This is a genomic window from Roseateles sp. (genome assembly GCF_019237615.1).
GTDB lineage: Bacteria > Pseudomonadota > Gammaproteobacteria > Burkholderiales > Burkholderiaceae_C > Pelomonas.
Genome location: NZ_JAFAGT010000004.1, coordinates 1 through 13930, shown reverse-complemented (window position 1 = coordinate 13930; position 13930 = coordinate 1). Strand labels below are relative to the sequence as shown.

The following is a 13930-nucleotide window of genomic DNA, read 5'->3' as shown; positions in this document are numbered from 1 at the left end:
CCTCAGGCAGGGATGGTGTCGATGAAGCTCTGACGCTGGGCCAGCTTGTCCATGTGGCGAGCCAGATTGGGATGGGTCTCGCGCCAGCCGATCTCGGGGAAGCGGAACTCCAGCCAGCCCAGGGCGCAGCCGACCGCGATGTCGGCCAGCGAGAAATGGCTGCCCGAGCACCAGGGTTTATCGCCCAGGCCCTGGCTCATCGCGGCCAGCCCCGCGTTGACCTTGGTCAGGTTGCGATCTATCCAGGCAGGGCTGCGCTGCTCAGGCGGGCGCTGGGCCCAGGTGCGCTCCAGGCGCACGAGGACACCCGCATCGACGACGCCGTCGGCCAGCGCCTCCCAGGTGCGCACCTCGCAACGCTCGCGGCCGCGCTCGGGGATGAGCTTGCCCACCGGCGACAGCGTGTCCACGTATTCGACGATGACGCGCGAGTCGAACACCGCGCCGGTGATCGAATCCTGGCCTTCCATGACCAAGCAGGGCACCTTGCCCAGCGGGTTCATCTTGAGGATGGCGTCGCTGCCCCAGACATCTTCCAGCACCAACTGGTAATCGAGCTTCTTCTCGGCCATCACGATGCGCACCTTGCGCACATAGGGGCTGGCGAGAGATCCGATCAACTTCATGGTCATAGGCAAACACGGGCATCAAAAGTCGAAACGATTCTAGCCAGCGCCCCCGGCGAACGACCCGTGAACGAGGCCTGTCGGCTGGGCCCGACAGCCACCTCACGCGGGGCTTGCCAGCCCGGCGGGTGGCCGCCACAGTGCTGCCCGGCCCGCCGCGACAGACGACGGCCCATCAAGGGAGACTCCATGCTCGACACCGATACCGACCAGGCCGCGCCCCCCGCGCCCTTGCCCTCCGCACCGCGCGTGCTCGAGATCCGCTTCACGGGCTCGGGCAGCGAGTACTTCCGCATCTGGGCGGTCAATCTGCTGCTCATCCTCGTCACGCTGGGGCTCTACCTGCCCTTCGCCAAGGCGCGGCGCATCCGCTACTTCTATGCAAACACCCTGGTCGATGGACAGGCGCTGAGCTTCCACGGCGACCCGTGGAAGATGTTCCGTGGCTTCGTGCTGCTGGTGGTGATGATGGGCGCGTACAGCCTTGCCGGGCGCCTCTCGCCCACGGTGGCGTTCATCGCCTTCCTGATCCTGTGCGCCGTCTGGCCGGCGCTGTGGCGCGCGTCGCTGCAGTTCCGCCTCGGCAACACGAGCTGGCGTGGCCTGCGCATGCGCTTCGAGGGCTCGCTGAAGGACGCCTACCTGGCGTGCGCGCCGTTGTACCTGCCGCTGATCGCCATCGTCGCGTGGTCGCGCCTGATGATGCCGCACGCCAGCGGCGACACGGTTGCCGACCGGGCGGCCCTGGCGGCCTACGCCTCGACCAGCCTGTTCGCCATGGGCATCATGCTGTTGATGTCGCCGCTGTCGCTTGCGCTGTTCAAGCGTTACCAGCACAACGGCTACCGCATCGCAGACCAGCGCGGCCGCGTCGATCTACCGGTCTCCAGGGTCTATCTGCTGGCCCTGAAGACCATCGGCGTCGCACTGCTTCCGACGTTCGCCGCGATCGCGCTGGTGGCACTTTTCGCGGGCCTGGCGTACACGATGGCCACGGGGCCGTACCGCACGCTGGGCATCCTGATCTCGGGCGTCGGCGGTTTGCTCGCCTATCTGCTGATGTTCGCCATCGTCATGCCCTACGGCGCGGCGCGCATGCAGGACCTGGTGTGGAACGGCACGCGTAGCGAGGCCCTGGGGTTTCGCAGCCGGCTGAGCTTCAGGTCCCTTTGCGGCCTGACGCTGAAGAACTGGCTGCTGACCGCGCTGACGCTCAGCCTGTACCGGCCCTTCGCCGCCGTGGCCACGGCGCGCCTGCGGCTGGAAGCCGTGAGCATAGGCTGCGACGAAGATCCCGCCGACTGGGTGGCCGCCGCACAAGCAGGCCATGCCGACGCCACCGGCGACATCGCTGGCGACTTCTTCGGCATCGACATGGGGCTGTGATGGAGGGTGCATCCCGCATCGCGGCCGACTGGTTCGACGGCCGCAGCGCCCGCGCCCGGCCCGTGGAGGCCTGGCTGGACGGCGCGACATTGCACTTCGGCGAGCGGAGCGCGCCGCTCGCCGAAGTGACCTGGCCGGAGCGGCAGCGCCACGGCCAGCGCCAGATCCTGCTGCCCGGCGGCGGCGTGCTGAGCTTTGCCGACGCAGAGGCCTTTGATGCCTGGGCGCACACCTCGGGCCGCAGTGACAGCGTCGTCGTGCGGTGGCAGCAGAGTTGGCGCCTGGCGGGGCTGTCGTTGCTGCTGCTCGTCGCCATGCTGGCCGCGGGCTATCGATGGGGCCTGCCCTGGGCGGTGAACACGGCCGTCGATGCGCTGCCCCCAGCCGCCGAGCGCACCATCGGCGAGCGCCTGCTCGAAGGCCTGGACGCCGAGTGGCTCAAACCCAGCAAGCTGCCGGCCGCGAGCCAGCTGGCCTGGCTGCAACGCTGGGAAGCAATGCTTGCGAAGGCGCGTGCCAACGGCAGCTCCGCCATGCCGGCGCGCTTCGAGATCCATTTCCGCGATGGCGGCGAGCGGCTGGGGCCCAATGCCTTCGCGCTGCCGGGCGGTGACGTCGTCGTGACCGACGCGCTGCTGGAGCTGCTGGCCGACGAACCCGATGCCGCGCTGACCGTGCTGGCCCATGAGTTGGGCCATGTGCGTTACCGCCACGGCTTGCGGCTGATGCTGCACGCCGGCACGATCAGCGTCGTCGCGTCCGTCATCGTCGGTGACTTCTCGGCGCTCCTGGCCGCCGCGCCGGCGGTGCTGGCCGGCAGCGCCTATTCGCGCGACAACGAGCGCCAGGCCGACTTCTATGCGCGCGAGCTGGCGCGCGCCGGCGGCGTGGACACCTCGCGCATGGCCGTCTTCTTCGAGCGCATCGCGAAGCGGCATGCGGTGGTGGACGAGAACCCCATCGCCATCGCGATCTCCACCCACCCTGCGGACGCGCAGCGGGTGCGCTTCTTCAGCGAAAACTAGAATTGCGGGTTTTCCACGACCCGCCGGCCCGCCATGACCACGACCGACTTCAACCCGATCAGCGCCCTCTCGCCGCTGGACGGCCGCTATGCCGCCAAGGTGGCCGCGCTGCGTCCGCTGTTGTCCGAGTACGGGCTGATGCACCGCCGCGTGCAGGTCGAAGTGGAATGGTTCATCGCGCTGTCGGATGCCGGCTTCAAGGAGTTCAAGCCGCTGTCGGCGGCGGCCCGCTCGCGCCTGCGCCGCCTGGTGAAGAAGTTCAGCGAGGCCGACGCCGAGGAGATCAAGGCCATCGAGCGCACGACCAACCACGACGTGAAGGCCGTGGAGTACTGGATCAAGCGCAGCTTCGAGGGCGATACGTCCGTGCACGGCGAGCTGCTGGCCGCGTCCGAGTTCGTGCACTTCGCCTGCACCAGCGAGGACATCAACAACACCAGCCATGCGCTGATGCTGAAGGCGGCGCGTGACGAGGTCATGCTGCCGGCGCTGGACGGCATCGTCGCGACGCTGCGCAAGATGGCGCACCAGTTCGCCGCCGTGCCCATGCTGAGCCGCACCCATGGCCAGACGGCCAGCCCGACGACCGTGGGCAAGGAGATCGCCAACGTCGTCGCCCGCCTGACGGCGGCGCGCGCCCGCATTGCCGCCGTGAAGCCGCTGGCCAAGATGAACGGCGCGGTCGGCAACTTCAACGCCCACCTGTCGGCCTGGCCCAAGCATGACTGGGAGGCCTTCTCCAAGGTCGTCATCGAGAAGCAGCTGAAGCTGAGCTTCAACCCGTACACGATACAGATCGAGCCGCACGACTACATGGCCGAGCTGTTCGACGCCTTCACGCGCGCCAACACCATCCTGATCGACTGGGCGCGCGACGTCTGGGGCTATATCTCTCTGGGCTACTTCAAGCAGAAGACCAAGGCCGGCGAGATCGGCAGCTCGACGATGCCGCACAAGGTCAATCCCATCGACTTCGAGAACGCCGAGGGCAACTTCGGCCTGGCCAGCGCCGTGCTGACGCACCTCTCCCAGAAGCTGCCGGTGAGCCGCTGGCAGCGCGACCTGACCGACTCCACCGTGCTGCGCAACATGGGCGTGGGCCTGGGCTACGCGCTGCTGGGCTACGACTCGCTGGCCAAGGGCCTCTCCAAGCTGGAGGTCAACGAGGCCGCGCTGGCAGCCGACCTCGACGCTGCCTGGGAAGTGCTGGCCGAACCCATCCAGACCGTCATGCGCCGCCATGGCCTGCCCAACCCCTATGAGCAGCTCAAGGAGCTGACGCGCGGCAAGGCCATCACGCGCAAGCTGATCCAGACCTTCATCGAAGGCCTGGACCTGCCCAAGGCCGAGAAGGCCCGCCTGCTGAAGCTGACGCCCGGCTCCTACACGGGCCTGGCGCAAGACCTGGCCCGCCGCGTCTAGCCTAGAGGCTCAGCCGGAACACCCGCGAGGGCTCGTCGTAGCCCTCCAGCTGTTCCTGGCCCTGCTCGACGAAGCCCAGCTTGAGCAACAGCGCCACGCTGGGCTGGTTGCCCAGTGCCGTGATGGCCATCAGCGTTCGCCAGCCCAGCGCCGTCTTCGCATGGGCCACGCAGGCCCGCGCCGCCTCAAGCGCATAGCCGCGACCCTCGTGCTCGGCCAGCAGCGCATAGCCGAGGTCGGGCTCGGGCAGGGCCGCCCGCTTGAACAGCCCGCACATGCCGACCAGCTCGCCGTCCTCGCGCCGCTGCATGGCCCAGAAACCGTGACCCAGTTCTCGATAGGCCTTGAAGAGCCGGCCCTCGGCCCAGGCCAGCGCGTCATCGACGCTGCGCACGCCGGGGTCGTTGATGTTGCGAATCCAGCCCGGTTCGTTGACGAGGCGCAGCAGGAAGGGCGCGTCAAGCGGTGTGAATTCACGCAGCGCCAAGCGTTCGGTGATGAGGATGTGCATGAGGCCGGACAATAACCGGTCATGCTCCAATCCCTGCCCGACGACCAGACCACCGCCGCCGCCGCCTAGCCGCTTCATGAGCCTCGCGCCCGACACCAGCGACAACCCCGCGCTTCGCCAAGCCTTGCGAGAGCTGGACGTCATCCTGGCCAATGCAGGCGTCGGCATCGTCTTCGTGAAGGCGCGCACGCTGGTGCGCTGCAACCAGCGCTACGCAGAGATCTACGGCTTCGACAGCCCCGAGGCCGCCATAGGCCGCAGCAGCCACGAGCTCTACGAGAGCGCACAGGACGCCCGCGGCCTGGGCGCCCGTGCCTACCCGGTGCTGTCCATCGGCGAGACCTTCCGCGGCGAGCAGATGATGCGCCGCCAGAACGGCGAGCGCTTCTGGGCCCACCTGACCGGCCGTCTCATCAACGCGGACGACCCGGCGGACGGCTCGATCTGGATCGTCGACGACATCAGCGAGCGCAAGCAGGCCGACGCCGCGCTGGCCGACCTGCACGCCGAGCAGCAGCTCATCTTCGACCACGCCATGGTCGGCATCGTCTTCCTGCGCGGCCGCCGGGTGACGCGCTGCAACCGCGCCTTCGAGCAGCTGTTCGGCTACGGGCCCGGCGAGCTCAACGGCCAGCTGTCTAGCGCCTGGTACCTCAGCGACGAGGACTGGAAGGCCGCCGGCGACGCCTGCTACGAGCCCTTGTCGCGCGGCGATTCCTTCCACGCCGAGATGCTGCTGGGCCGCAAGGACGGCACGGCCATCTACTGCGAGGTGCGCAGCAAGGCCATAGACCGCAGCGACCTGTCGCGCGGCTCCATCTGGATCACCCAGGACATCACGGCCCGCAAGCAGGCCGAGCTGGAGCTGGTGCAGGGCAAGGTGCAACTGGAGGCGTTGGTGGAGCAGCGCACCCAGCAGCTCAGCCAGACCGTCGCGGCGCTGGAGCTCAAGATCGCCGAGCAGCAGGCGGCGGAGGCGCGCGCCGAGCGCCTGGCCCTGTTCGACGCGCTGACCGGTCTGCCCAACCGCCATCTGCTGGCCGACCGCGCCAGCCAGGCCATCGACATCGCGCGCCGCAGCGACGAGCCGCTGGCCGTGCTGTTCCTGGACCTGGACCATTTCAAGAACGTCAACGACTCGCTGGGCCACCGCGTCGGCGACAGCCTGCTGACGCAGCTCGCCGCCCGGCTGCGCGGCGCCGTGCGCGAGCAGGACACCGTGGCCCGCATGGGCGGCGACGAATTCGTGCTGGTGCTGCCGCTGACCGACATTGCCGGCGCCGCCCACCTCGCCACCAAGCTGATGGCGCTGGCAAGCGCGCCCTTCCAGGTCGATGCGCAGGAGCTGACCGTCACGCCGTCCATGGGCATCGCGATGTTCCCGACCGACGGCGACGACTTCGAGACGCTGTGCAAATGCGCCGACGCGGCCATGTTCCGCGCCAAGCGCGACGGCCGCAACGCCTACCGCTTCTTCACGAGCGAGATGCAGGCCCAGTCGGCGCGCGCGCTGCAGCTGGAGAACGCGCTGCGCCGCGCGCTGGAGCGCGGCCAGCTCAGCCTGCACTACCAGCCGCAGTTCGCGCTTGATGCACACGGCGAGACCCACATCGTCGGCGCCGAGGCCTTGCTGCGCTGGCACCACCCCGAGCTGGGTTGGGTATCGCCGGCGGAATTCATCCCCGTCGCCGAGACCTCCGGGTTGATCCTGCCCATAGGCGAATGGGTGCTGAAGGAGGCGCTCTCGCAACTGCAGCGGTGGGATCGCAGCAGCCTGCCAGAGCTGACCATGGCCGTCAACCTGTCGGCCGTGCAGTTCCGCCATAACGACCTGCCCGCGCTGGTGGGCCGCGTGCTCGATGAGGTCGGCATGCCGGCCCGGCGGCTGGAGCTGGAGCTGACCGAAGGCGCCGCGATGGACAACCCGGCCGTCGCCATCACCGTCATGAACGAGCTGCATGCGCGCGGCGTGCAGCTGTCCATCGACGACTTCGGCACCGGCCACTCGTCGCTCAGCTACCTGAAGCGCTTCCGCGTGGGCAAGCTCAAGATCGACCAGTCCTTCGTGCGCGACCTGACCGACGACGCCGAGGACCGCGCCATCGTCGACGCCGTCATCCGCATGGCCGGCGCACTGGGCCTGCAGACGCTGGCCGAGGGCGTTGAGACCGAGGGCCAACTCGCGTTCCTGCGTCGCCAGGGCTGCCAGGCCGTGCAGGGCTATCTGTTCAGCCGCCCGCTGCCGGCCGAGGCTTTTGCGGACTTCGTGCTGACCCGCAGCGCCCCCCTCTCCACCTTCGCCCTGACATGAAGACTTTTGTTGCCCAGCTCCAAGCCCGCTCCTCGTCCCGCCTCTGCGTCGGCCTCGACCCCGAGCCCAGCAGGCTGCCGGGCGCCTGGGCCGGCGATGCGTCCAAGCTCTACGACTTCTGCGCCGCCATCGTCGACGCGACGCATGACCTCGTCTGCGCCTTCAAGCCGCAGATCGCCTACTTCGCAGCCCACCGCGCCGAGGACCAACTGGAGCGCCTGATCGCCCACATCCACGCGGTCGCACCCGACGTGCCCGTCATCCTCGACGCCAAGCGCGGCGACATCGGCTCCACGGCCGAGCAGTACGCCCGCGAGGCCTTCGAGCGCTACCGGGCCGACGCCGTCACGCTGTCACCCTTCATGGGCTTCGACAGCGTCGAGCCCTACCTCGCCTACGAGGGCAAGGGCGCCATCCTGCTGTGCCGCACCTCCAACAAGGGCGGCGACGACTGGCAGATGCAACGCCTGGCCGACGTGCCAGGCCAGCCGCGCCTGTTCGAGCACCTGGCCCACCTCGCCGAGACCCAGTGGAACCGCAACGGCCAGCTGGGCCTTGTCGTCGGCGCCACCTACCCCGGCGAGATCGCCCGCGTGCGCGAGCTCGCTCCCACGCTGCCGCTGCTGGTGCCCGGCGTCGGCGCCCAGGGCGGCGACGCCGCGGCCGTCGTGCAGGCCGCGGGCCGCGTGGCGCCGCTGGTCGTGAACTCGTCGCGCGCCATCCTCTACGCCAGCGGCGGTCCCGACTTCGCCGCACGCGCCCGCGCCGTCGCCGAAGCCACCCGGCAAGCCTTGAGCTGAGATGCGCCTGCACCCCCGCTCGCTCCACTCGCTGCCTGGCTCGGCCCTTCGCCAGGAACAGCCCCGCGAGGGGGCGCGTCAGCGCCTTCGGGCGGCCGGGCGGCACTGACATGCCCCGCGCCGGCGACGACATCAGCAGCCTCGTCGGCCCCGCAGCGCCGCCCGAACAGCAGCGCATGCGGCTGACCACCAGCATGCGCTGGCATGCGGCGCGTGTCTTCCTGCTGGCCTGCGGCCCCATCTTCCTGCCCGTGGCGGCCCTGCTCTGGCACAGCCGCCAGCCCGACGAATGGCTGGACGGCTGGCTGCCGCCACTGCTGGCGGCGCTGATCTCGCTGCTGGCCTTCCTGCGCCTGCTCACGCTGTCGCGCCGGCCTCGCCACGAGCCTCGACCGGCCGTCGCGCTGCTGATCATGGCCCTCGTCATCGCGCTGCCGGTGTCCGTCGCCGTGTCGCGCGACCTCGGCCTGTGGACGCCAGGCCTGACGGCCGCAGGCCTGATCGTCACCTTCGCCACTGGCATGCTGGGTCTGGGCGCGGGCCTGCTGCTCACCGCACTGGCCGGCGGCGCGCTGGCCGGGCTGGCCGCCGCCGAGGCCATGGGCTGGATCACACACCCCATGGCCATGGGCAACCTGGCGTTGCGCGCCGGCATGCAGTTCAGCCTGCTCGTTGCGGGCCTGATTGCCGGCGTCGGGCTGCTGAGGATGGTGCAGCGCTCGCTGCTGGAGGCCGAGGAGCGCACGGCGCGCTTCCGCGGCCTGCTGGGCATGGCGGTGGACTGGTATTGGGAGATGGACCGCGAGTACCGCTTCACCCATGTCGCCGAGGAGCGGCCCGGCAGTTCCGGCCTGGACGAGCAGGCCTGCCTGGGCAAGACGCCCTGGGAGATAGACCACATGGGTCTGTCGGACGACGAGCTCGATGCCCACCGCGCCGACCTCGAATCGCGCCGCCCCTTCCACGGCATGCTGGCCCGCCGCGCCTGCAGCGACGGCAGCACGCTCTGGGTCTCCATCAGCGGCGAGCCGCGCTTCGACGCGCAGGGCAACTTCCGCGGCTACTGGGGCGTGGGCCGCGACGTGACGGGCGAGGTCGCCGCCGAGCAGACCGTGCAGGCCACCGAGACGCGCTACCGCGAGCTGTTCCGCCGCTCGCCCAGCCCGCTGGTTCTGCACCGCTGGGGCCGCGTCGTCGACGCCAACCCGGCCGCCATGGCCATGTTCGGCTACGCGCAGCGCTCCAGCATGATCGGCCAGGACCTGTTCAGCCACTACGAACCAGGCGACGACGAGAGCGCGCGCCAGCAGGCTGCGAGGCTGGAGGGCATGGCGCCGGGCGCGATGCAGCCCATGGCCGAGTACCGGCTGCGCACGCTCTCACGCCGCCGCCGCCGGGTGCAGGCCACCAGCGTGCGCGTCGAGACCGCCTCCGGCCCGGCGACGCTGACCTTCTTCACCGACCAGACCGAGCAGAGCCGGGCGCAGGAAGCACTGCGCCGCTCGGAAGGCCTGCTGTCGCACCTGGTGGCCACCAGCCCCGACGTCATCACGCTGACCGAGGCCGAGAGCGGCCGCTACGCGATGGTCAACAAGGCCTTCGAGGCGCTCACCGGCTGGGACAACGCCGAGGTGCTGGGCCGCACGTCCGACGAGATCGGCATCTGGCACAACGCGGCCGACCGCGCCGCCGTGCGCGAAGCCATCCGCCGCGACGGCACCGCCAGCAACATGCCGATCAGCTTCCGCCGCAAGGACGGCAGTGCGGTCTCCATGCTGGTGTCCGTCGCTCCCTTCGAGATGGACGGCCAGAACTACCTCGTTCTGTATGCGCGCGACGTCAGCGAGAGCGAGCGCACCCGCCTCGTGCACGGCGCCATCCTGGAGAACGCCTCCATCGGCATCGCGCTGACGCGCGACCAGCAGTTCGTGCTGGCCAACCCGCGCATCGAGTCCATGTTCGGCTGGGAGCGCGGCACGCTGCTGGGTCAGCATGGCAGCGTCGTCTGGCCCAGCGTGGAGGACTGGCAGTCGGTCGGCCGCGATCTCGGCGCCGCGCTGGCCGCCGGCGAGCAGGTCGAGACCGAGCGCACGATGCGGCGGCGCGACGGCTCCACGTTCCTGGCCCGCCTGCTCGCCCAGGCCGTCGACCCGGCCCACCCCAGCCGCGGCGGCACCATCTGGATCATCGAGGACGTCACCGAGCGCCGCCGCGTCGAGGGCCAGCTTGCCCAGGCCAAGGACGAGGCGCAGGCCGCCAGCCGCGCCAAGAGCGCCTTCCTCGCCAACACCAGCCACGAGATCCGCACACCGCTCAACGGCCTGCTGGGCCTGGGCCGCCTGGCCCAGCAGCACGACATCTCCGAGACGCAGCGGCGCGACTACCTGAACCAGATGATGGACAGCGCCGAGAGCCTGTCCGGCCTGATCTCGGACATCCTGGACCTGTCCAAGATCGAGGCCGGGCGTCTGACGCTGGAGACCCAGCCCTTCTCGCTGCGCGAACTGCTGGCGTCCATCCGCCTGGCCTACCTGACGCTGGCGCAGGCGCGCGGCCTGAGCTTCGCCGTGGAGATCGACCCGGCCCTGCCGGCCTGGATCTTCGGCGACCCGCTGCGCACGCGCCAGATCCTGTCCAACTACCTGACCAATGCGCTGAAGTTCACCCAGTCCGGCGGTATCACCGTCGGTATCCGGGCGATGGCCGTCAACGCCCGCGGCAGCGCCGGCGAGTGGGTGCACATCGAGGTGCGTGACACCGGCCCCGGCATCGCGACCGAGCAGCAGGGCCGCCTGTTCCAGCCCTTCACGCAGGCCGACGAGTCGACGACGCGACGCTTCGGCGGCACGGGCCTTGGGTTGTCCATCTGCCGCGAGCTGGCCACGCTGATGGGCGGCGAGGTCGGCGTCGACAGCGCGCCGGGCAAGGGCTCGGCCTTCTGGGCCGAGCTGCCGCTGCCCGCCGCGCCGGCGCCCATGACCCACCAGCCGCGCGAAACCCGCGCCCCCGGCACAAGCGACGCCCTGCACGGCCGGCGCGCCCTCGTCGCCGAGGACCACCCGGTCAACATGCTGATCGCGGTCGCCCAGCTGGAGCAATGGGGCATGGAGGTGTCCCAGGCCAGCGACGGCCGCCAGGCCATCGAGGCCGTGCTGGCGGCGGCCAGCGTCGGCAAGCCCTTCGACGTCGTGCTGATGGACGTGCAGATGCCCGTCATGGGCGGGCATGACGCGACCCGCGAGCTGCGCAGGCATTTCTCCGCCGAGCAGTTGCCCATCGTCGCGCTGACGGCGGCGGCGCTGGTCTCTGAGCGCGACGACGCCTTAGCCGCCGGCATGAACGACTTCCTGACCAAGCCCATAGACACGCCCAAGCTGCACCAGACGCTGCTGAGGCTCATCGGAGGTCGCGAGGCCTGAAGCGGCGGTCGCGGCAGGGCTGATCAGCCGATCAGAGGCCGTCCTTGCCGCAGCCCGAGCCGAGGTAGGTACTGATCAGGTTCAGCTGATCGGCATTGGTCTGACGCGTCCAGGCGGGGCCGTGGGCGTAGTCCTTCAGCACGTGGTATTCCACCGGCTTGCCGGCCGCCTTGGCCTTGTCGACGAAGAGCTCCGACTGGATCAGCGGCACGGTCTGGTCGCGGTCGCCGTGGTAGACCATGATCGGGATCTCGATCTGGTCGGCCTTGGTCAGCGGGCTCAGGCCGCGCACGGTGGGTTCCTGGCGCTGCTGGAAGAACGGATTGGTGAAGAACTTCGCCCAGATGCGCTCGATGTCGGACACGCCGGCGCCGGCGATGGCGCACTTGTAGAGGCCGTTGGGGCGCACCGACGCGGCAAAGGCCGAGTAGCCGCCATAGGAGAAGCCGAACATGGCGATGCGCTTGGGGTCGGCCAGCTTTTCGCTGATCAGCCACTTGGCGCCATCGTCCTTGTCGTCCTGCATCTTCTGGCCCCATTCGCGGTCACCCGCGAACCACAGCGTGCGACCCCAGCCGGCCGAGCCGCGGAACTGCGGGCGCAGCACGACGCGGCATTGCGACACCAGCAGCGGCACCCAGCCGGAGCCGTCGTACTGCATGTTGTCGCGCGCCCAGGGACCACCATGCGGGTGCACGACGGCGGCGTAGGGCCCAGGTCCGCAAAGCTGCGGGTTGGGCAAGGTCAGGTAGGCCGGGATGTTGAGGCCGTCGCGCGCCTTGTAGTAGACGAAGCGCGAGCTGCCCAGAGCACGCTTGTCGATGTCCGGATACTCCTTGGCCAGCAACTGGATGCCCTGGCCGCGCAACAGGTAGTGCTCGGTCGGGTAGGACAGGCCGCTGACGCGGATCAGGTAGGTCGGCGTTGCGCCGGACCTGGCCTCGACGACCTGCACGGACACGCCATCGAAGGCGGGAATCTGAGCCCGCTCGCCGCTGGCCACACCGACGAGTTCCTGCTGGACCTCCTTGATGCCCAGGGCCTGCGCAACACCGCGCACGATGGACTCCGTCTTGGGATCGACCCACAGATCGTCGAGGCCCTGGTGGCCGTCGAACTCGAAGCCGTCGAAGCCGTCCTCGCCGGGGCCGCGGTCATCACGTATGGAGAGCACCCCGGTCGCGTCGAAGTACTTGTGCTCGAACAGCGTCTCGCCGATCTTGCGGTTGGCGATGTCGTACTCGTACAGGCCGGCGAACTCGCGGCCCACGTTGCTGAGGATGACGGCCGTGCCGGGCTTGACGCCGGGAGCCACCACATCGACGACGTCGCGGTCCTTCACATGGCTGCGGAAGTGCTCCTGCCACTCGCCGCCGCTGTCGCGGAAGTCGAGGGCGATGTAGGCACCCTTGCCGTCGCTGCCGGAGCGCAACTTGGCCCAGGGCTGGCCGGCGTCGTTGACATGCACGCCCATGTCGGACTCGCCCAGCCGCATGATGCGCGTGGCCTTGGCGGTGCGCAGGTTGTAGCGGAAGACGTCGCGGCTCTCGCCGCGGCTGTCGCTTTCCAGCACGACGCTGTCGGGGTCCGACAGCAGCCGGTTCAGCACCCGGGGGTTGGCCAGCGCCGCCTGCTTCTTCGCGATATCGGTGCGGGCGATGTCCGTGGAGGCCATGGGCTCGACCCAGTTTTTGCCCTCGAGGTCGGTGAACAGCAGCTTGCTGATGAAGGTCTTGGTGACCCCGTCGGCGCGCAGGTCATAGGGCTGCGACATGACGACCTGCAGCATGTCGTTCTTCAGGAACGAAGCGCTGCGGATCTGCATGCTCGTGGCGCCAATGACCGTCGGCTTGGCGGCCGGGTCAGCCAGCGTCCAGACCAGGATGCTGCGGCTGTCGCCCTGGCTCTGGATGGCCAGCATGTGCTTGCCGTCGGGCGAGAGCCGGAAGCCGGTCATGCCCGGGAACTGCGCCAGCGTCTGCACGCTGGGCACGCGGATGGGAGCCTCCGCCGAGGCCGCCTGGGCAGGCGCCAGCGCCTGCCCGGCCGCCAGCAGCGCGCCGGCGAGAGCCCGTAGGAGGCTGCTGGGGTTCAAGTGGTTTTTCATGGGGACTGCACCTAAAAAAAAGCCCCGGCAACCGAGGTTGCCAGGGCGACTGGATCGCTAGCCGATCAGAACGTCTTGGAGACGTTCATGAAGAAGCGACGGCCCAGGTAGTCGTAGCCGCTGTACAGGGGCGCATTGCCGACGCGGTTGTTGAAGCCCGACGAAATCGACGGCGGGGTCTTGTCCGCGAGGTTGCGCACGCCGACCGTGGTCTTCCACTTGCTGACGGAGTCGCTGTAGGACAGCGACACCGAGTGCAGGAAGTAGTCAGGCGTGTTCAGCTTGTAGATGCTCGTGTCCGGGTTGTAGGCCGTGGACGTCGG

General features: G+C 69.4%; 10 protein-coding genes. 6 read left to right on the top strand and 4 right to left on the bottom strand.

The window, feature by feature from the left end; translation table 11 throughout:
• Positions 1–2: 2 nt before the first annotated feature.
• Positions 3–626: a glutathione S-transferase family protein gene (locus tag JOY88_RS01115; protein WP_293499606.1), complete on the bottom strand. Its 624-nt coding sequence runs from the start codon at positions 624–626 to the stop codon at positions 3–5.
• Positions 627–815: 189 nt separating this feature from the next.
• Between JOY88_RS01115 and JOY88_RS01110 the strand changes: the two genes are divergently transcribed.
• Genes JOY88_RS01110 through purB form a run of 3 tightly spaced genes read left to right on the top strand, consistent with a single transcriptional unit; the run spans position 816 to position 4459 of the window.
• Positions 816–2012, top strand: coding sequence for a YjgN family protein (locus JOY88_RS01110; protein WP_293499604.1), 1197 nt, complete (start codon positions 816–818; stop codon positions 2010–2012).
• Complete coding sequence (locus tag JOY88_RS01105; protein WP_293499602.1) at positions 2012–3037, top strand: M48 family metallopeptidase; 1026 nt, start codon at positions 2012–2014, stop codon at positions 3035–3037. Before JOY88_RS01110 ends, JOY88_RS01105 begins: the two co-directional genes overlap by 1 nt.
• Before the next feature lie 33 nt (positions 3038–3070).
• Positions 3071–4459, top strand: coding sequence for an adenylosuccinate lyase (gene purB / locus JOY88_RS01100; protein WP_293499600.1), 1389 nt, complete (start codon positions 3071–3073; stop codon positions 4457–4459).
• Between the two features lies 1 nt (position 4460).
• On the opposite strand, the gene JOY88_RS01095 is transcribed toward purB, so the two are convergent.
• On the bottom strand, positions 4461–4970 hold the full coding sequence (locus tag JOY88_RS01095; protein ID WP_293499598.1) for a GNAT family N-acetyltransferase: 510 nt from the start codon (positions 4968–4970) through the stop codon (positions 4461–4463).
• Between the two features lie 76 nt (positions 4971–5046).
• On the opposite strand from JOY88_RS01095, the gene JOY88_RS01090 reads away from it, so the two are divergent.
• The 3 genes from JOY88_RS01090 to JOY88_RS01080 all read left to right on the top strand — a co-directional run bounded on the left by JOY88_RS01090 (position 5047) and on the right by JOY88_RS01080 (position 11500).
• A complete protein-coding gene (locus JOY88_RS01090; RefSeq protein ID WP_293499597.1) occupies positions 5047–7281 on the top strand; it encodes a putative bifunctional diguanylate cyclase/phosphodiesterase in 2235 nt (744 codons plus the stop codon).
• Complete coding sequence (gene pyrF, locus JOY88_RS01085) at positions 7278–8081, top strand: orotidine-5'-phosphate decarboxylase (protein ID WP_293499596.1); 804 nt, start codon at positions 7278–7280, stop codon at positions 8079–8081. The genes JOY88_RS01090 and pyrF overlap by 4 nt, the downstream gene beginning before the upstream one ends.
• A gap of 110 nt (positions 8082–8191) precedes the next feature.
• Positions 8192–11500, top strand: a complete 3309-nt coding sequence (locus tag JOY88_RS01080) for a PAS domain-containing hybrid sensor histidine kinase/response regulator (RefSeq protein ID WP_293499594.1) — start codon at positions 8192–8194, stop codon at positions 11498–11500.
• Positions 11501–11531: 31 nt separating this feature from the next.
• On the opposite strand, the gene JOY88_RS01075 is transcribed toward JOY88_RS01080, so the two are convergent.
• Together JOY88_RS01075 and JOY88_RS01070 are read right to left on the bottom strand one after the other, a co-directional pair.
• On the bottom strand, positions 11532–13607 hold the full coding sequence (locus JOY88_RS01075) for an alpha/beta hydrolase family protein (RefSeq protein WP_293499593.1): 2076 nt from the start codon (positions 13605–13607) through the stop codon (positions 11532–11534).
• Positions 13608–13672: 65 nt separating this feature from the next.
• Positions 13673–13930, bottom strand: a 258-nt coding sequence (locus JOY88_RS01070) for a TonB-dependent receptor (protein ID WP_293499592.1), incomplete at its 5' end; no start/stop codon positions are given.